The sequence below is a fragment of the Pseudomonas sp. LBUM1672 genome, from assembly GCF_059695655.1.
In genome coordinates this window covers 414,600-432,861 of the sequence record NZ_CP166781.1, presented here as the reverse complement: position 1 = coordinate 432,861, position 18,262 = coordinate 414,600, and the positions used below count along the sequence as shown (strand labels likewise).

Annotated in this window: 12 protein-coding genes; 1 reads left to right on the top strand and 11 read right to left on the bottom strand. The window is 60.5% G+C overall.

Going from position 1 to position 18,262, the window contains the following annotated elements; translation table 11 throughout:
* Positions 1-28: 28 nt before the first annotated feature.
* The 9 genes from gltB to ACA053_RS01940 form a co-directional block, all read right to left on the bottom strand.
* Positions 29-4,474, bottom strand: a complete 4,446-nt coding sequence (gene gltB, locus ACA053_RS01980; protein WP_109627580.1) for a glutamate synthase large subunit — start codon at positions 4,472-4,474, stop codon at positions 29-31.
* Positions 4,475-4,824: 350 nt separating this feature from the next.
* Positions 4,825-6,423 carry an AAA family ATPase gene (locus tag ACA053_RS01975; RefSeq protein WP_109627578.1) on the bottom strand — a complete coding sequence of 533 codons (1,599 nt, stop codon included), beginning with the start codon at positions 6,421-6,423 and terminating at the stop codon, positions 4,825-4,827.
* A 10-nt stretch (positions 6,424-6,433) separates the two neighbouring features.
* Positions 6,434-7,534, bottom strand: a complete 1,101-nt coding sequence (aroB, locus tag ACA053_RS01970) for a 3-dehydroquinate synthase (protein ID WP_497394424.1) — start codon at positions 7,532-7,534, stop codon at positions 6,434-6,436.
* Positions 7,535-7,685: 151 nt separating this feature from the next.
* Positions 7,686-8,204, bottom strand: a complete 519-nt coding sequence (gene aroK, locus ACA053_RS01965; RefSeq protein WP_010464421.1) for a shikimate kinase AroK — start codon at positions 8,202-8,204, stop codon at positions 7,686-7,688.
* Between the two features lie 4 nt (positions 8,205-8,208).
* A complete protein-coding gene (locus ACA053_RS01960; RefSeq protein ID WP_497394423.1) occupies positions 8,209-10,284 on the bottom strand; it encodes a type IV pilus secretin PilQ in 2,076 nt (691 codons plus the stop codon).
* Between the two features lie 13 nt (positions 10,285-10,297).
* On the bottom strand, positions 10,298-10,825 hold the full coding sequence (locus ACA053_RS01955) for a pilus assembly protein PilP (RefSeq protein WP_497394422.1): 528 nt from the start codon (positions 10,823-10,825) through the stop codon (positions 10,298-10,300).
* Positions 10,822-11,445: a type 4a pilus biogenesis protein PilO gene (pilO, locus tag ACA053_RS01950; RefSeq protein ID WP_497315067.1), complete on the bottom strand. Its 624-nt coding sequence runs from the start codon at positions 11,443-11,445 to the stop codon at positions 10,822-10,824. Before pilO ends, ACA053_RS01955 begins: the two co-directional genes overlap by 4 nt.
* Positions 11,442-12,008, bottom strand: a complete 567-nt coding sequence (locus tag ACA053_RS01945; protein WP_109627570.1) for a PilN domain-containing protein — start codon at positions 12,006-12,008, stop codon at positions 11,442-11,444. Before ACA053_RS01945 ends, pilO begins: the two co-directional genes overlap by 4 nt.
* Complete coding sequence (locus ACA053_RS01940) at positions 12,008-13,072, bottom strand: pilus assembly protein PilM (protein ID WP_497394421.1); 1,065 nt, start codon at positions 13,070-13,072, stop codon at positions 12,008-12,010. The genes ACA053_RS01945 and ACA053_RS01940 overlap by 1 nt, the downstream gene beginning before the upstream one ends.
* A gap of 217 nt (positions 13,073-13,289) precedes the next feature.
* On the opposite strand from ACA053_RS01940, the gene ACA053_RS01935 reads away from it, so the two are divergent.
* On the top strand, positions 13,290-15,734 hold the full coding sequence (locus ACA053_RS01935; protein ID WP_497318161.1) for a penicillin-binding protein 1A: 2,445 nt from the start codon (positions 13,290-13,292) through the stop codon (positions 15,732-15,734).
* Positions 15,735-16,003: 269 nt separating this feature from the next.
* Here ACA053_RS01935 and ACA053_RS01930 read toward each other — a convergent pair whose 3' ends face one another.
* The gene (locus ACA053_RS01930) at positions 16,004-17,272 is read right to left on the bottom strand and encodes a malic enzyme-like NAD(P)-binding protein (RefSeq protein WP_010464435.1); all 1,269 of its coding nucleotides are present in this window, start codon (positions 17,270-17,272) and stop codon (positions 16,004-16,006) included.
* Positions 17,273-17,454: 182 nt separating this feature from the next.
* Positions 17,455-18,255 carry a thermonuclease family protein gene (locus tag ACA053_RS01925; protein WP_497315065.1) on the bottom strand — a complete coding sequence of 267 codons (801 nt, stop codon included), beginning with the start codon at positions 18,253-18,255 and terminating at the stop codon, positions 17,455-17,457.
* Positions 18,256-18,262 lie beyond the last annotated feature (7 nt).

Sequence of the window (18,262 nt, the reverse complement as noted above, 5' to 3'; positions counted from 1 at the left end):
AAACCTCATCAAACTCTTCAGGCGCATATCACTGCGGGTTGGCACGGGTGCTGGAAAGCAACGATTTCAGGTTGGCAGCCTTGGGCTTGACCAGCCAGAAACGACGCAGATAGTCGTCAAGGTTTTCAGCGAGGTTACGACCCCATTCGCTGTCGGTTTCCTCGACGTATTCGTTCAGCACGCGTTGCAAGTGGCTGCGATAGGCTTCCATCGCCTCACCGCTGATCCGCTGGATTTCCACCAGTTCGTGGTTGACCCGGTCAACGAAGCTGTTGTCCTGGTCGAGCACGTAGGCGAAACCGCCGGTCATGCCTGAGCCGAAGTTGTAACCGGTCTTGCCCAGGACGCAGACGAAACCACCGGTCATGTACTCGCAGCAGTGATCGCCCGTGCCTTCCACAACCGTGTGGGCACCGGAGTTACGCACGGCAAAACGCTCGCCTGCGGTGCCGGCGGCGAACAGCTTGCCGCCCGTGGCGCCGTACAGGCAGGTGTTGCCGATAATGGCACTGTCCTGAGTCTTGTAGACGCTGCCCTTCGGCGGAACGATGACCAGCTTGCCGCCGGTCATGCCCTTGCCGACGTAGTCGTTGGCGTCGCCTTCCAGGTACATGTTCAGGCCACCGGCGTTCCACACACCGAAGCTCTGACCGGCCGTCCCTTTGAAGCGGAAGGTGATCGGCGCGTTCGCCATGCCTTGGTTGCCGTGCTTGCGCGCGATTTCACCGGAGATCCGCGCGCCGATCGAACGGTCGCAGTTGCAGATGTCCAGGGCGAAATCGGCGCCACTCATGTCGTTGATGGCCGAGGTGGCCATGTCGACCATTTTCTCGGCCAGCAAGCCTTTGTCGAACGGCGGGTTGCGGTCCACCTGGCAGAACTGAGGCTTGTCTGCCGGGATGTGATCGCTACCGAGCAACGGGGTCAGGTCCAGGTGGTTCTGCTTGGCGGTCTGGCCTTCGAGGATGTCCAGCAGATCGGTACGACCGATCAGCTCTTCGAGGGAGCGCACGCCCAGCTTGGCCAGCCACTCACGGGTTTCTTCGGCGACATAAGTGAAGAAATTCACCACCATGTCGACGGTACCGATGTAGTGATCCTTGCGCAGCTTCTCGTTCTGAGTCGCGACGCCGGTGGCGCAGTTGTTCAGGTGGCAAATACGCAGGTATTTGCAGCCCAAGGCGATCATTGGCGCGGTGCCGAAGCCGAAGCTTTCAGCGCCGAGGATCGCAGCCTTGATCACGTCGAGGCCGGTTTTCAGACCGCCGTCGGTCTGCACCCGGACTTTGCCGCGCAGGTCGTTGCCGCGCAGGGTCTGGTGGGTTTCGGCCAGGCCGAGTTCCCACGGAGCGCCCGCGTATTTGATCGAGGTCAGCGGCGATGCACCGGTGCCGCCGTCGTAGCCGGAGATGGTGATCAAGTCCGCATAGGCCTTGGCCACACCGGCAGCGATGGTGCCGACGCCCGCTTCTGCCACCAACTTCACCGAGACCAGGGCCTTCGGATTGACTTGTTTCAGGTCGAAAATCAGCTGCGACAAGTCTTCGATCGAATAGATGTCGTGGTGCGGCGGCGGCGAAATCAGGGTCACGCCTGGCACTGCGTAACGCAGCTTGGCGATCAGGCCGTTGACCTTGCCACCTGGCAGTTGACCGCCTTCGCCGGGCTTGGCGCCTTGGGCGACCTTGATCTGCAGCACTTCAGCGTTGACCAGGTATTCCGGGGTTACACCGAAACGGCCCGTCGCGACTTGCTTGATTTTCGAGCTCTTTATGGTGCCGTAGCGCGCCGGGTCTTCGCCGCCTTCGCCGGAGTTGGAACGCGCACCAAGGCGGTTCATGGCTTCGGCCAGGGCTTCGTGAGCCTCAGGCGACAAGGCGCCCAACGAGATGCCGGCGGAGTCGAAGCGCTTGAGCACCGATTCCAGCGGTTCGATCTCGCTGATGTCCAGCGGCGTGTCCAGGGTCTTGACCTTGAACAAGTCGCGGATCATCGAGACCGGACGGTTGTCGACCAGCGCCGTGTATTCCTTGAACTTGCTGTAGTCGCCCTGCTGCACTGCGGCTTGCAGAGTGTTGACCACGTCCGGGTTGTACGCGTGATATTCGCCACCGTGGACGAACTTCAGCAGACCGCCCTGCTGGATCGGCTTGCGCGGGCTCCAGGCTTCGGCGGCCAGAGCTTTCTGCTCGGCTTCGATGTCGACGAAACGCGCACCCTTGATGCGGCTTGGCACGCCACGGAAGCTCAGCTCGCAAACTTCTTCGGACAGGCCGATGGCTTCGAACAGCTGCGCACCGCGGTACGAGGTGATGGTCGAGATGCCCATCTTCGACAGGATCTTCAACAGACCTTTGGTGATGCCTTTGCGGTAGTTCTTGAACACCTCATAGAGGTCGCCCAAGACTTCACCGGTGCGGATCAGGTCGCCCAGCACTTCGTAGGCCAGGAACGGATAGACCGCCGAGGCGCCGAAACCGATCAACACCGCAAAGTGATGCGGGTCGCGAGCGGTGGCGGTTTCCACGAGGATGTTGGAGTCGCAGCGCAGGCCTTTTTCGGTCAGGCGGTGGTGTACCGCGCCGGTGGCCAGGGAGGCGTGGATCGGCAACTTGCCCGGGGCAATGTGACGGTCACTCAACACGACCTGGGTGCGGCCGGAGCGCACGGCTTCTTCGGCCTGATCGGCAACGTTGCGGATGGCCGCTTCGAGGCCGACGCTTTCGTCGTAGTTGAGGTCGATGATCGCGCGCTCGAAGCCCGGGCGATCGAGGTTCATCAGCGAGCGCCACTTGGCCGGGGAAATGACCGGCGAGCTGAGGATTACGCGCGAGGCGTGTTCCGGCGACTCCTGGAAGATGTTGCGCTCGGCACCGAGGCAGATCTCCAGCGACATGACGATGGCTTCACGCAGCGGGTCGATTGGCGGGTTGGTGACCTGCGCGAACTGCTGGCGGAAATAGTCGTACGGCGTGCGCACGCGCTGGGACAGCACGGCCATCGGCGTATCGTCGCCCATCGAGCCGACGGCTTCGTAGCCTTGCTCGCCGAGCGGACGCAGCACCTGATCGCGCTCTTCGAACGTGACCTGGTACATCTTCATGTACTGCTTGAGCTGATCGACGTCGTAGAAAGCCGAACCGTGGTCGTTGTCTTCCATGGTCGCCTGGATGCGCAGGGCATTCTTGCGCAGCCATTGCTTGTACGGATGACGGGACTTCAGGCGGTTGTCGATCGCATCGGTGTCGAGGATCTGACCGGTTTCGGTGTCCACGGCAAAGATCTGGCCCGGACCGACGCGGCCCTTGGCGATCACGTCTTCAGGCTGGTAGTTCCAGACACCGATTTCCGAGGCCAGGGTGATGAAGCCGTTCTTGGTGGTGACCCAACGCGCCGGGCGCAGACCGTTACGGTCGAGCAGGCACACCGCGTAGCGACCGTCGGTCATTACCACGCCCGCCGGGCCGTCCCACGGTTCCATGTGCATGGAGTTGTATTCGTAGAACGCACGCAGGTCCGGGTCCATGGTTTCTACGTTCTGCCACGCAGGCGGAATGATCATCCGCACGCCACGGAACAGGTCGATGCCGCCGGTGACCATCAGCTCGAGCATGTTGTCCATGCTGGAGGAGTCGGAACCGACGCGGTTGACCAGCGGGCCGAGTTCTTCAAGGTCCATCAGGTCGTTGGTGAACTTGGTGCGACGGGCCACGGCCCAGTTACGATTGCCCGTGATGGTGTTGATCTCGCCGTTGTGCGCCAGGAAGCGGAACGGTTGAGCCAGCGGCCATTTCGGCAGGGTGTTGGTGGAGAAGCGCTGGTGGAACACGCAAATCGAGGTTTGCAGGCGCTGGTCGCTGAGGTCTGGATAGAAGGCGGACAGATCCGCCGGCATCATCAGGCCTTTATAAATGATGGTCTTGTGCGAAAAGCTGCAGATGTAGTGGTCGGTGTCGGCGGCATTGGCCACGGACGAGCGACGGCGGGAGGTGAACAGCTTGATCGCCATGTCCTGGTCGCTCAGGCCTTCACCGCCGATGTACACCTGCTCGATCTGCGGCAGGCGCTCCAGGGCCAGGCGGCCGAGGACGCTGGTGTCGATCGGCACTTTGCGCCAGCCGACGAGTTGCAGGCCGGCGGCCAGGATCTCGCGGTTCATGTTCTCGCGAGCGGCTTCGGCTTTGACCGGGTCCTGATTGAAGAAGACCATGCCCACGGCATATTGCTTGGGCAGTTCGACACCGAATGTTTCCTGGGCGATGGCTCGCAGGAACACGTCCGGCTTTTGAATCAGCAAGCCGCAACCGTCACCGGTCTTGCCGTCGGCGTTGATCCCACCGCGGTGGGTCATGCAGGTCAGGGCCTCAATGGCCGTTTGCAAAAGGGTATGACTGGGCTCGCCCTGCATATGGGCAATCAGGCCGAAACCGCAGTTATCCTTGAATTCATCTGGTTGGTACAGACCTGCTTTCATAGACACTTTCTCACCAGGCTGCCTCTTTTCGAGGCAAATTTCTTTTCAATTCAACCACTTGCGATCCGCGCCGAACGTACGCCGGCTTAGCGGGGGCAAAAGGGTGGTCATTGTACACAGCGACACAGAGGCTCACAAATTTGACGACGAACTGTCGCAAATCCATGTCGCATTTGTGAAAGGTTTAAAGCGATCTGCTGTGCTAGTCAAAACTTTTTTAATTTTGACCGCAACGACTCAAAGACTACTGTAACGCAGACACCACAAGGCACGCGGTCTTGAGAGACGGCATGCGCTTGTAGAAATTTTGAGGTGCTTGGAGAGGCGGCCTGGGTAAGGCCGCCGAATCTTCAGCGAGTTGTTGCCAGTTCCTGTTGGACGCTGGCGACAGTGCGAGGCCAAGGTTTACCAGCCTGAACCTTCGCTGGCAAGGCCTTGATGGCGGTAAGGGCTGCATCGCGGTTGGCGAAGTTACCGTAGGTGATCACGTAAAGCGGCTTGCCGTTGAGCACTTTCTTGAAATAACGGTACTCGCCGCCCTGCTCTTTCACGAAGTTTTGCGCAGTCGCTTCGGAGCTGGTGCCGAGGATCTGCACCACGTAGTTACTGGTCGGCTGACCGGCGTACCAAGTACCGCCTGCGCCTTTCGCAGGAGCGGCGGCCGGTTTCTCGGCAGGCTTGGCGGTGGCCACGGCGGCTGGCTTGGCTGGCGCCGGAGCCGGCTTCACGGCAGGCGCAGCCGGGGCTGGCTTGGCGGTCGCGACCTGAGTCGGCGCTGGAGCCGGTTTAGCGGCAGGTGTCGGCGCAGGGCCAGGCTGGATGCCGGCAGGCGGTGCAGTGGTGGTCACGGTTGGCGGTGTTGCGCTGGAACCCTCGACCGGCACGCCGTCGTCGCCTTCGGTGATACCACCGGCCGCTTCGGCCAACGGACCGCGCATGACCGGTTGCGAGTTGCCGACCAGCGGCAATGGCATCGGTTGCGAATTACCGGCGAATTCGACGGAAGGCGCACCGTCGCTGTTAGGTTGTGGCGTGCCCTGGCCGAGCGGCAATTGCGCCTGCTCGTTGGCTGGCGCGCCGGTGGTCGGTGCTTTGCTGCGACCCGGCATCAACCAGGCGGCGGCTACCGCGACCACGACGACGGCGGAAATCGCCAATACGTGTTTCTTCGGCATGTTGAACCCCATACTTGGACGCTTGACCGCTGAGCGGCTGGCAATCATGGCTTCGATCATTGCATCGCGGGCAACCTGGTTGATGGTGCCAGGCCAGCCGTCGGAGCTTTCGTGAATATCAGAGATCTGATCTGCGGTAAAAAGTTCGATACCCCGGCCGGCGCCTTCGAGCCGCTGGTCCAGATATTCGCGGGTTTCTTCTTCGGTGTAAGGCTGCAACTCGATGACGTGGAAACGCTCTTCCTCGAGGCTCAGCGCGTCGAGTTGAGCAATCAGCGAGGACTCACCGAACAGGAACACATGCGGACGACCTTCCGGCGCACCGGCGGCCAGGGCCAGCAAGGCCTCCAGCGCGGATTCGTCGAGCTGCTCGGCGTCATCCACCAGCAAATAGACTTCCTGCCCGGTCAGCGCCAGTTGCACGACCTGCGACAGAATCGCGTTGACCTCCGCCTGGGCGACGTTCAGCGCCTGAGCCACCTGACGCAGCACGCCGGCCGCATCGCCGGCGCCACGGGCGGAAACCACCACGCTTTGCACTGATTGCTTGTTGGTGCTGGCCACCAGGGCCTGGCGCAACAGGGTCTTGCCACTGCCTTGCGGGCCCGTGACCACCAGCAGCAACTGGCTATAGCGTGCCAGGTGATGCAGTTGCCCCAGCACCGGTTTGCGCTGGGCCGGGAAGAATTTGAAGCCAGGCACCCGTGGAGCAAACGGGTCATGACTCAACTGGTAATGGCCGAGGAAAGCCTCGTCGGCATGCAAACTAGTCATCGGGATCTTATTAACCTTTAAGCTGAGCCAGGGCGCGGTAATCCGCTCCCAGCGTGGCCTGTAAAACTTCTTTCGGATAATCGTCGGTCACCACCGCTTCGCCCATGTGGCGCAGCAGCACCAGGCGTAAACGACCGTCAATCACTTTCTTGTCAATTGCCATGTGTTCGAGAAAATCGGCTTCGGTCATCTCGTCAGGCGGGATGACCGGCAGGCCGGCACGCTGAAACAGGCGAATGCCGCGATCGCGCTCTTGCTCGCTGATCCAGCCCAGTCGCGCGGACATTTCCAAAGCCATTACGGTGCCAGCAGCGACGGCTTCACCGTGAAGCCAGACACCATAGCCCATATGGGTTTCGATAGCGTGTCCGAAGGTGTGGCCCAGGTTCAACGTGGCACGAACACCGGTTTCCTTCTCGTCGGCGCCGACCACCTCAGCCTTGGCGGCGCAGGAACGCTCGATGGCGTACGTCAGGGCGACCTGATCCAGGGCACGCAGGCGATCAACGTTTTCTTCGAGCCAGGTCAGGAACGGCTCGTCGCAGATCAGCCCGTACTTGATGACTTCCGCCAGCCCGGCAGAGAGTTCCCGGGCCGGCAGGGTATTGAGGGTCGCGGTATCGATCAGCACCACGTTTGGCTGATAGAAGGCGCCGACCATATTCTTGCCCAGCGGATGGTTGATTCCTGTCTTGCCGCCCACCGAGGAGTCGACTTGCGACAGCAACGTGGTCGGGACCTGGATGAAATCGACACCACGCTGGTAGCAGGCCGCCGCAAAACCGGCCATGTCACCAATCACACCGCCGCCGAGGGCGATTACTGTGGTGCGGCGGTCATGGCGTGCGGTCAGCAGGCCGTCGAAAATCAGCTGCAGGGTTTCCCAGGTTTTGAAAGCTTCGCCGTCGGGCAGCACCACGGAAATCACCGAGAACTGCGCGAGGCTACGGGTCAGACGTTCGAGATAGAGCGGCGCAACGGTCTCGTTGGAGATGATCGCCACTTGCCGTCCGCGGATGTGCGGGGCCAGCAGCTCAGGCTGATCCAACAAACCTTCGCCAATATGAATCGGGTAGCTGCGCTCGCCTAGATCGACCTTGAGTGTCTGCATGTGTCCCCACAGTGAAGATGGAATCAGGCGTCCTGCCATGAGTTAACGAATGTCCACGGCGTCTGCTGGTGTGACGCCGTTCGGTAGCCATCCGCCACAACCTTGAGCGGTGGTGACAGGACGCCGAGGATAGCGCATTTCGCGCCTCGCTTTAACGGGGAGGTAGTTGCTGCAAGCGTTCGAGAATATCGAGCACCACCATTCGTGGTGGCCGCTCATCGGTTTCAACCACCAGGTCGGCGATTTCCCGATACAGCGGATCGCGGATCGCCAGCAGATCCCGCAGGGTCTTGGCCGGATCGGCGGTGCGCAACAACGGACGATTACGATCGCGAGACGTGCGGCCGACCTGCTGCTCGACTGAGGCATGCAGATAGACCACCCGACCGCCGGCGTGCAACGCCCGACGATTGGCTTCGCGCATCACCGCGCCCCCACCGGTCGCCAGCACCACGCCGTCGCAGCCGCACAGCTCGGCGATCATCGCCTGCTCACGGTCACGAAAGCCCGGCTCGCCTTCTTTATCGAAAATCCACGGGATATTGGCGCCCGTGCGCAATTCAATTTCCTTATCGGAATCTTTGAACGGCAGGCGCAGCTCTTTGGCCAGCAACCGGCCGATGGTGCTTTTTCCAGCCCCCATCGGTCCAACAAGAATCAAATTTCGCACAGAATCAATGACTCACAGCAATCGCCTGGTTATTCATGATACGCGGAGTGAGAAATACCAGCAGCTCGGATTTTTTCTCCGAAACCACGTCACGCCGGAAAAGGCGGCCAAGATACGGCACATCACCGAGAAATGGCACCTTATCTACAACCTTGCTCTGAGTATTTGAGAAAACCCCGCCAATGACGATGGTCTCGCCATCATTGACCAGGACCTTGGCATTGACCTCGTTTTTCTTGATCGGCGGCACATCCTGGACCTTGTTCAGATAGTCCGGTTCGTCCTTGGTGACCTTGACCTCCATGATGATGCGGTTGTCCGGGGTGATCTGTGGCGTGACCTCAAGGGACAGCGACGCCTCTTTGAACGACACCGACGTGGCACCGCTGGAGCTGGCCTCCTGATAGGGAATCTCGGTGCCCTTGAGGATTTTCGCGGTCTCCTTGTCGGACGTGACCACCTTGGGCTGCGAAACGATTTCCCCGTTGCCGGTTTTCTCCATGGCCGAAAGCTCAAGGTCCAGCAGCACATTGTCGGTAATGAAAGCGATGCCGATCCCCGAAGTATTGGCAGAGGTCCCCAGGTCGACGAACGGCGAATTGGTACTGGTGCTGCCCGGCGTACCAATGGTGGTCGAAGAGCCGTTGACCCCAGACGTGTTCCAGTTGCCCTTCTGCACCGAACCACCCCAGCGCACGCCGAGGCTTTTGTCGTAGTCGACGTTGGCCTCGACGATTCGCGCCTCGATCATCACCTGGCGCACCGGGATATCCAGCTGCGCGACGATTCGACGAAGTTCGTCCAGCCGGTCCTGGGTCTGGTAAGCAATGATGTTGTTGGTGCGCTCATCGACCGTGATCGACCCCCGCTCGTCGATTTTCGCTTCGGCACTGGTTACCGAGGTGAACAGTTTGGCGATGTCGGCAGCCTTGGCGTAGTTGACCTGCAACAGCTCTCGACGCAGGGGCGCGAGTTCGGAGATCTGCTTTTGCGATTCCAGTTCCTGACGCTCGCGAGCCGCAATTTCATCAGCCGGCGCCACAAGCAGGACGTTGCCGATCTTGCGCTTGTCCAGGCCTTTGGTTTTCAGCACCAGGTCCAGCGCCTGGTCCCACGGCACATTCTGCAAACGCAAGGTGATACCGCCCTGCACCGTGTCGCTGGCCACCAGATTGAGGTTGGTGAAATCGGCGATCAGTTGCAGCACCGAACGCACATCGATGTCCTGGAAATTCAGCGAGAGCTTTTCACCGGTATAGGCAAAACGCTCAGCGTTGCGCTTTTGCAGGTCGTCGACGGTCATCGGCCGGATGCTGACCGTCAGCTTGTTGTCGGTCTGGTAAGTCGAATAATCGAAAGCGCCGCTGGGCTCGATGCTGATCGTCGCCCGGTCGCCGGTGGCGCTGGCATTGACGAACTGCACCGGGGTGGCGAAATCCTTGACGTCCAGGCGCACACGCAATGGCTCTGGCAATTGGGTTCTGGCGAAACCGAGGATGATCTTGCCGTCGCGCTCCTGGATGTCAGGAGCGATGGACGGATCCGACAGATCAATCACCACGTTGCCTTCACCCTGAGTGCCGCGCTGGAAGTCCACACCGCGGATGGTCTTTCCCACGGGGGCGTAAGCTTTCGTCGGGGCTGGCGTTGCAGTCGCGGCGCGGGGTGCGCTGGGCGCCGGCCGGGACGCCTTGCTATTGGCGCCTTGCCCAACCACCACAATCAGATTGTTGCCTTCGACCCGTGCGCTGTACGGGGTTAATTGAGTCAAATTGATGATCAGCCGCGTCCGGTCCTTGGCTTCCACCACTGTGGCGCTACGGGCATTTCCGCCGCCCAGTTCACGATTTTTGCTTTTAAGCTGACTGACAACGCCCGGCAGATCCAGCGCAATGCGTGCCGGCGACTCGGTCGTGTAACCGTGGGGCTGCGGGGGCGGGCTATCGAAAGATAACTTCAACTCGACACGATCACCTGGCAGCGCGGCGACATCCAGCGCTTTGAGGTTGGCCGCTTGAACCATCGGCGACAACAACGCTATCCATAGCGAGATACCGAGGGCTGAGAAAATCCTGTTCATTATTGGAGTTCCACTATGAGTGCTCTTTCAAAGGGATGGTCCGTGGTCGTTCCAGCCAGGCGCCTTCGCCGTCGGGAACGATTTCGACCACATCGACTTGCGAGCCGCTGATGGCGACGATCCGTCCATCGTTACGCCCCAGGTAATCGCCGACTTTCAGCCGATGCACCCCGCCTGCCCCACGCAACAGCGCAAAGGAGCCGGTGGCATTGGAAATCGTGCCGACCATTTCAAACTGCTCGATGTTGAAACCTTCGAGGTATTGCTTGGCCCGGTTGGGGTCGGGTTTGACGTTGCGCGAGCCGCGCTTTTGCCCCGCCAGGTCGACCCTGACCTGCCGGGAAAACGGACTGCGCAGGTTGGCAGCGTTGTAGGTGAACGTTGGGTAAGACCGGAATGTCGGCGTTGGTTCAATCTTGCCGGGTGGCCGCAGGCGCACTTCGTTCATGTAGGCGTCGAGGTCACCGACGTCATTGTCGTTGCCGCATCCGGCCAGGCCGGCGAACAACATCACCATCAATAAGCAACGAATCGGGGTCATTTCTGCAGCCCCTTGTCGTTATAGCGGTAGGTCTTGGCCAGGATACTCATGCGCAGTTTCGGACCGCCTTCGGGGTCAGCCGGCGCGAGGTCGAAATCATGCAGCGTAACGATCCGCGGCAATCCGGCCACGCCACTGACGAACGTCGCCAGGTCGTGGTAGGCGCCGGTCACGGTGATCTGGATCGGCAGCTCGATGTAGAACTGCTGGGTAACCTCCGGCAGCAGCTTGATCTCTTCGAACTCCAGCCCGCTGCCGAGACCGGTGCGGGTGATGTCTTCCAGCAGCCCCGGTACTTCGGTGTCGCTGGGCAATTGCCGCAGCAGCACCCCGAAAGAGTTTTCCATCTCTTTCATTTGCTGGGTGTACAGCTCCAGGTTCGCCGCCATGTGCGCCTTGGTCGCGAATTGCTCCTTGAGGGTCGACTCCTGCTCACGTTGGAGTTCGAGGTGATCTTCCTGATCACTGATGTAAAAGGTGTACCCGAGGGCCAGCACCAGCACCATCAGCAAGACACCCGCCAGGGCTTTGATCGCTGGCGGCCAGGACCCCATGTTGTTGGTGTCCAGATCGTTGATGTCGATCTTGCGCAGGCCTTCAAACCATTCCGAGGGGCTCATTTGCCAGCCTCCACGACAGCGGGCTGGGTCTGACGGACGGTCAACTGAAAGACGTTGGCCTGATCCAGTTGCCCGGCGGTGGTGGCTTTGACTTCGGTGAGACTCGGCGCATCGAACCAGTCGGACGCATCCAGATTGCGCATCAGGTCGGAAACACGATTGTTCGATTCCGCCGCGCCGGTAATGGACAGGGTTTTACCGGCCATCTTCACTTCGGTGAAATACACCCCGTCCGGCAGGGTACGCGCCAACTGGTCGAAAATCCTCCCGCTGATCGGACGGTTGCCTTGCAGGTCCTGAATGATGCGCATGCGCTCGACGAGCTGCTGGCGACGGGACTTCAGCTCGCTGATCTGCTTGATGCGCTCGTCGACCACGGCAATCTGTTTGCCGATGTAATCGTTCCGGGCCACTTGTCGGTCAATGGCGGCGTTGATGACTTGGTCTGCGATAAAAATCGCGCCCACCGAGCACACCAAAACGCCGACCAGCGCCAGCAAAAAACGTTTGCGGCGCTCCTCACGCAACTCTTCGCGCCAGGGTAAAAGGTTGATCCGCGCCATCAGTCGAAACTCCTGAGGGCAAGTCCGCAGGCGATCATCAGTGCCGGCGCATCGCTTGCCAGGGCGCCGGCGTTGACCTTGCTGCTCAACGCCATGTCGGAGAACGGGTTGGCCACTTGGGTCGGTGTGCCGAGCCGCTGTTCGATCAGGCGATCAAGCCCCGGCACTGACGCGGTACCGCCCGCCAGCAGGATGTGATCGACCGCGTTGTACTGACCGGAGGCGAAGAAGAACTGCAACGACCGGGAAACCTGCTGCACCAGCGCATCGCGAAACGGCTGCAAGACTTCGCTGACGTAATCGTCCGGCAGCCCGCCCTGCTTCTTCGCCAGCCCCGCCTGTTCGATGGTCAGCCCATAACGCCGCTGGATTTCCTCCGTCAGCTGACGACCACCGAACAACTGCTCGCGGGTGTAGATGATCCGCCCGTTGTACAGCACGCTCAGGGTGGTCATGGTCGCGCCGATGTCGACCACCGCCACGGTCAGCCCCTCCTGAGAAACCGCCAGTTGCCCGGCCAGCAAGGAGAATGATCGTTCCAGCGCATAGGCCTCGACGTCCACCACGCGTGCCGTCAGGCCGGCCAGCCCCAGGGCGGCTTCACGCACTTCGACGTTTTCCTTGCGACAGGCCGCCAGCAGCACATTGACCCGCTCGGGGTTACGCGCCGACGCGCCCTGGACTTCGAAGTCGATGGCGACTTCATCCAACGGATAGGGGATGTACTGATCGGCCTCGATCTTCAGCTGGTTTTCCATCTCGTCGTCGGAAAGACCTGCGTCCATCTCGATGGTTTTGGTAATGACTGCCGATCCGGCGACAGCTACGGCGACATTTCTGAGATTGGTTTTGGCCTTGAGCAACACGCGAGAGAGTGCCTGACCCACGCCTTCGAGCTCGGCGATATTTTTTTCGACCACCGCGTTGGCGGGCAAGGGCTCAACCGCATAGGCCTCGACCCGATAACGCTCGCCCTGGCGACTTAGCTCAAGCAGCTTCACCGACGTGGAGCTGATGTCGATCCCCAGAAGCGTGTTGGCTTTTTTATTGAAGAGTCCTAGCACTACCAATTCCCTATGACTATCCGTGTCTTACGGACTCTGTAATACCCATTGCGTTCAAACCACCCGTCTTGACAGCAGCGCAAATGACGCCCTCGACGGAAAAATGCTTATAATGCCCAGCGTTTTTTTCCGGTTTTTACTGCAAGCGCGGGTCGTTCCCTGTTATCTGAACCCTGTTGCCCAATTCATTCTTTGCCCTGGATATCCCAAAGCCTTGATTCGTCTGCTGAAATTTTTCGGTTGGTCCATCGTCGCCGTTTTCTGCGGACTGCTCCTTGGTCTGAGCGGCGCGTTTCTTTACCTTAGTCCGGGATTGCCATCTGTGGAGGCTCTGAGAAGCATCCAGTTGCAGATTCCATTGCGGGTGTACAGCAGCGACAACAAGTTGATCGCAGAATTTGGCGAAATGCGCCGCACGCCGATCCGTTTCGCCGACATTCCTCCCAATTTCATCAATGCGTTACTAAGTGCTGAAGACGACAATTTCGCCAACCACTATGGCGTCGATCCCAGCAGCCTGATGCGCGCTGCGACCCAACTGGTAAAAAGCGGACACATCCAGTCCGGTGGCAGCACCATCACCATGCAGGTGGCGAAGAACTTCTTCCTGACCAGCGAACGCAGCTTCTCGCGCAAAACCACCGAAATTCTCCTGGCCCTGCAGATCGAACGGCAGCTGACCAAGGACGAGATCCTCGAGCTGTACGTCAACAAAATCTACCTGGGTAACCGCGCCTACGGCATCGAAGCCGCCGCGCAGGTTTACTACGGCAAGTCGATTCGTGATGTCAGCCTGGCGCAGATGGCGATGATCGCCGGCCTGCCAAAAGCGCCTTCGCGCTTCAACCCACTGGCCAACCCGGCCCGCAGCAAGGAACGTCGCGACTGGATCCTTGGGCGCATGTACAAGCTCGGCAAGATCACCGAAGCCGACTACACCACCGCAATCAACGAGCCGCTGAACGCCAGCTACCACGTGCCGACGCCGGAAGTGAACGCGCCGTACATCGCCGAAATGGCCCGTGCCGAAATGGTCGGCCGTTATGGCAGCGATGCGTACACCGAAGGTTTCCGCGTCACCACGACGGTGCCGAGCAATCTTCAGGAAATGGCCAACACCGCCGTCCACGAAGGCTTGATGACCTACGATCAGCGTCACGGCTATCGCGGCCCTGAATCGCGCCTGCCGGGCAAGACTCGCGAGGCCTGGGCCACCGAGCTGACCAAACAGCGGACCATCAGCAGCCTTGAGCCGGCCATCGTCACTCAGGTCGACAAGAACGGCCTGCAAGTGATTACCCGCACCGGTGAAGAACACGTCGCCTGGGACACCATGAAATGGGCACGTCCATTCCTGAACACCAACAGCATGGGCGCCAATCCGAAGCAGCCATCTGACGTGGCACAGGTCGGTGACCTGATTCGCGTGCAACGCCAACCGGACAATTCGCTGAAGTTCAGCCAGATCCCGCAAGCGCAAGGTGCGCTGGTGTCCCTTGATCCACAGAACGGCGCCATCCGCTCGCTGGTCGGTGGTTTTGCCTTCGAGCAGAGCAACTACAACCGCGCCATGCAGGCCAAGCGTCAGCCGGGCTCGAGCTTCAAGCCCTTCGTGTACAGCGCTGCGCTGGACAACGGCTACACCGCCGCCAGCCTGGTGAACGATGCACCGATAGTGTTTGTCGACGAATACCTGGACAAGGTCTGGCGTCCGAAGAACGACACCAACACCTTCCTAGGCCCGATCCGCCTGCGTGAAGGGTTGTACAAGTCGCGCAACCTGGTGTCGATCCGACTGCTGCAGGCGCTGGGCGTCGATCGCACCATCGACTACATCAGCAAGTTCGGCTTCAACAAGCAGGACCTGCCGCGCAACCTGTCCCTGGCCCTGGGCACCGCGACCCTGACGCCAATGGAAATCGCCACCGGCTGGAGCACTTTCGCCAACGGCGGCTACAAAATCACCCCGTACATCATCGACAAGATCGAAAGCCGCAATGGCGACACGCTGTTCGTCGCCAACCCGCCGAGCGTTCCTCAGAGCGATGTAGCAACCAACGGCATCGCCGCACCGAGCGAGGCCCAGGCGTTCACGATCAATGCGACGCCAGGCGAGGCTCCGGCCGCACCCGGCGCTGCACCGCAGACGCCAGCCGTGGCTGAACGCATCGTCGATGGTCGCACCACCTACATCCTCAACAGCATGCTCGAGGACGTAATCAAGCTCGGCACCGGCCGCCGCGCTCTGGCCTTGGGCCGCAGTGACATTGCGGGCAAGACCGGTACCACCAACGAATCCAAGGACGCCTGGTTCTCCGGCTACAACGCCGATTACGTGACCACCGTCTGGACCGGCTTCGATCAGCCTGAAAGCCTGGGCAAACGTGAGTTCGGCGGCACCGTCGCGCTGCCGATCTGGATGAACTACATGGCTGCCGCCCTCAAGGACAAGCCGCCTCACACCCAGGCAGAGCCGGAAGGCCTCCTCAGCCTGCGGGTTGACCCGGTCAGCGGTCGTGCGGCCACCCCGGGCACGCCAGGCGCGTACTTCGAGCTGTTCAAGGCCGAAGACACGCCACCGTCGGTGAATGAGCTGGGCAACGGCAACGCGCCGGGTAGCCCGCTGCCGGCAGATGAGGCGGCGCCGATCGATTTGTTCTGATCGCGTAGCGCAATGCAAAAGCCCCGCCTTCGAGAGAAGTGCGGGGCTTTTTATTGCCTGCAGGTTTTGTGTTGTCCTGGAAGGCCCCTTCGCGGGGAAGCCCGCTCCCACAGGGATCTCTGTTGCGTACCAGATCGCATGCACACCGATAATCCACTGTGGGAGCGGGCTTGCCCGCGAAGAGGCCCTCACAGACACCACAAAAACCACAGACAAAAAAAAGCCCCGACTCATACGAATCGGGGCTTTCGGTTGAAGCGCTAAACGACTTAGCCGTTGAACACGTCATCCACGCTTTTCAGCGGGTAGTTCTTCGGATACGGCAGGGTTGCTACGCCGGTCTCGATGGCGGCTTTGGCCACAGCATCAGAGATCACGGTAATCAGGCGAGCATCCATCGGCTTCGGAATGATGTACTCACGACCGAATTCCAGCTTGATGCCACCGTAGGCGTCGCACACTTCCTGAGGAACCGGCAGCTTGGCCAGTTCGCGCAGGGCGTTGGCCGCGGCCACTTTCATTTCTTCGTTGATGCGCTTGGCGCGAACGTCCAGGGCGCCACGGAAGATGAACGGGAAGCCCAGCACGTTGTTGACCTGGTTCGGGTAGTCCGAACGGCCGGTCGCCATGATCACGTCGTCACGGGTGGCGTGCGCCAGTTCCGGGGCGATTTCCGGATCCGGGTTGGAGCAGGCGAACACGATCGGGTTGGCCGCCATGGATTTCAGGCCTTCAGCGCTCAACAGATTCGGGCCGGACAGGCCAACGAACACGTCGGCACCGGTCAGGGCGTCAGCCAGGGTGCGCTTGTCGGTCGCGTGAGCGAAGACAGCCTTGTACTGGTTCAGGTCGTCACGGCCGGAGTGGATCACGCCGGTACGATCAACCATGAAGATGTTTTCGATGTTGGCGCCCATGCTCACCAGCAATTTCATGCAGGAGATGGCGGCCGCACCGGCGCCCAGGCAGACGATCTTGGCGTCGGCAAGGGTTTTGCCAGCGATTTCCAGGGCGTTGATCATGCCGGCGGCGGTAACGATCGCGGTGCCGTGCTGGTCATCGTGGAATACCGGAATGTCGCACTGCTCGATCAGAGCGCGTTCGATCTCAAAGCACTCAGGTGCCTTGATGTCTTCCAGGTTGATGCCACCGAAGGTGATGGAGATACGCTTGACGGTGTCGATGAAGGCTTGCGGGCTTTCGGAGTCGACTTCGATGTCGAAAACGTCGATGCCGGCGAAACGCTTGAACAGCACGCCTTTACCTTCCATGACTGGCTTGGAAGCCAATGGGCCGAGGTTACCCAGGCCGAGAATCGCGGTGCCATCGGAAATGACTGCAACCAGGTTGCCTTTGCCGGTGTATTTGTAGGCCAGTTCAGGATCGCGGGCGATTTCGCGTACTGGTTCGGCTACGCCGGGGCTGTAGGCCAGCGACAGGTCGCGGGCGGTAGCGGTGGCCTTGGTGAGCTCGACACTCAGCTTCCCTGGACGAGGATGGGCGTGATATTCGAGAGCGGCAGTTTTCAAATCAGACATGTGGGCATTCCGCTTTTACTGTTGGACAGACGGACCGCCGAGGATACGCGTGTCGCAAAGTCCCCACAAGACTGACCAGTCACCCCTGTCAAGCGCCCTGCCCTAAGACTTTGGGCCAAGAGCCACGGAACACAAGGGATAGACTGTTCACAATCAACAGAAAAAATGTCTACAACTTTTTCTCAGGGCGCCGCGTGCAGCATCGACGGATCGGTGAGCGACAGAAGCCAGCGCGCCTGCCCAGATTTCAAACCGCCCCGGCGCGATCGATCCACTACCCAGCCACGCGCCTCGATCTGCTTGCCCTTCAGCCGCTCAAGCGAGGCTACATCGAACTGCCCGAGCAAATTGGGTGCAACGCGCAATACAACCGCGTCCTGCAACTCAATCCAAACCCCGCCGCGATTGCGCTGAACCTTGCTCACACGACCGCTGAGCACGGCGAAACCGGAAGCGTTGATCTGCTCTGCTTTCAGTACAGGGGATTGCCGCCACAGCCCAAGACCGGCCTGACGGGCGCTGCGTTCGGCGGCTTGCTGGCAGCCGACCAAATCGACATTCGGCGCGACCGCCACTTGAAATCCAAGACCTTCGGCGAGCATCTGCGCTTCGAGGTTGGCGCCATTGGCACCATAGACATGGGCCAGCGTGCGGCCGTAATGATCTTGGCTCTCTTTACCAGGCAGCAAACTCACGCGTCCGTCGCTGGCTGCGACCAGCGCTTCCAGGCGTTTGCGCGCAACCACGGCAAACGGCTCGTCGGAACGGCCCTGCTTGCCCAGCTCAGGCGTGTTCAAGCCGATCATGCGCACACTGCGGCCATCGTTCAGGCGCAAGGTGTCGCCATCCACCACCCGCTGCACCGCGACAGGTGTAAGGCCGCTCGGCACCGGGCAGAAAGCCTGGGCGCCGGACAGCCAAATCGCGGACACAAAAAAGGCGCCCGCGAGGGACGCCTTTTTCATTAGCAAGGTAAAGCCCATGAGGCTT

Bases quoted from the DNA above. Each gene is read 5' to 3' on its own strand.
- pilO (WP_497315067.1), bottom strand. From the start codon at position 11,445: ATGAGCCCCTCGGAATGGTTTGAAGGCCTGCGCAAGATCGACATCAAC.
- ACA053_RS01925 (WP_497315065.1), bottom strand. From the start codon at position 18,255: ATGGGCTTTACCTTGCTAATGAAAAAGGCGTCCCTCGCGGGCGCCTTT.
- ACA053_RS01945 (WP_109627570.1), bottom strand. From the start codon at position 12,008: ATGGCGCGGATCAACCTTTTACCCTGGCGCGAAGAGTTGCGTGAGGAG.
- ACA053_RS01930 (WP_010464435.1), bottom strand. From the start codon at position 17,272: ATGTCTGATTTGAAAACTGCCGCTCTCGAATATCACGCCCATCCTCGT.
- ACA053_RS01955 (WP_497394422.1), bottom strand. From the start codon at position 10,825: ATGACCCCGATTCGTTGCTTATTGATGGTGATGTTGTTCGCCGGCCTG.
- gltB (WP_109627580.1), bottom strand. From the start codon at position 4,474: ATGAAAGCAGGTCTGTACCAACCAGATGAATTCAAGGATAACTGCGGT.
- ACA053_RS01960 (WP_497394423.1), bottom strand. From the start codon at position 10,284: ATGAACAGGATTTTCTCAGCCCTCGGTATCTCGCTATGGATAGCGTTG.
- ACA053_RS01975 (WP_109627578.1), bottom strand. From the start codon at position 6,423: ATGACTAGTTTGCATGCCGACGAGGCTTTCCTCGGCCATTACCAGTTG.
- aroB (WP_497394424.1), bottom strand. From the start codon at position 7,534: ATGCAGACACTCAAGGTCGATCTAGGCGAGCGCAGCTACCCGATTCAT.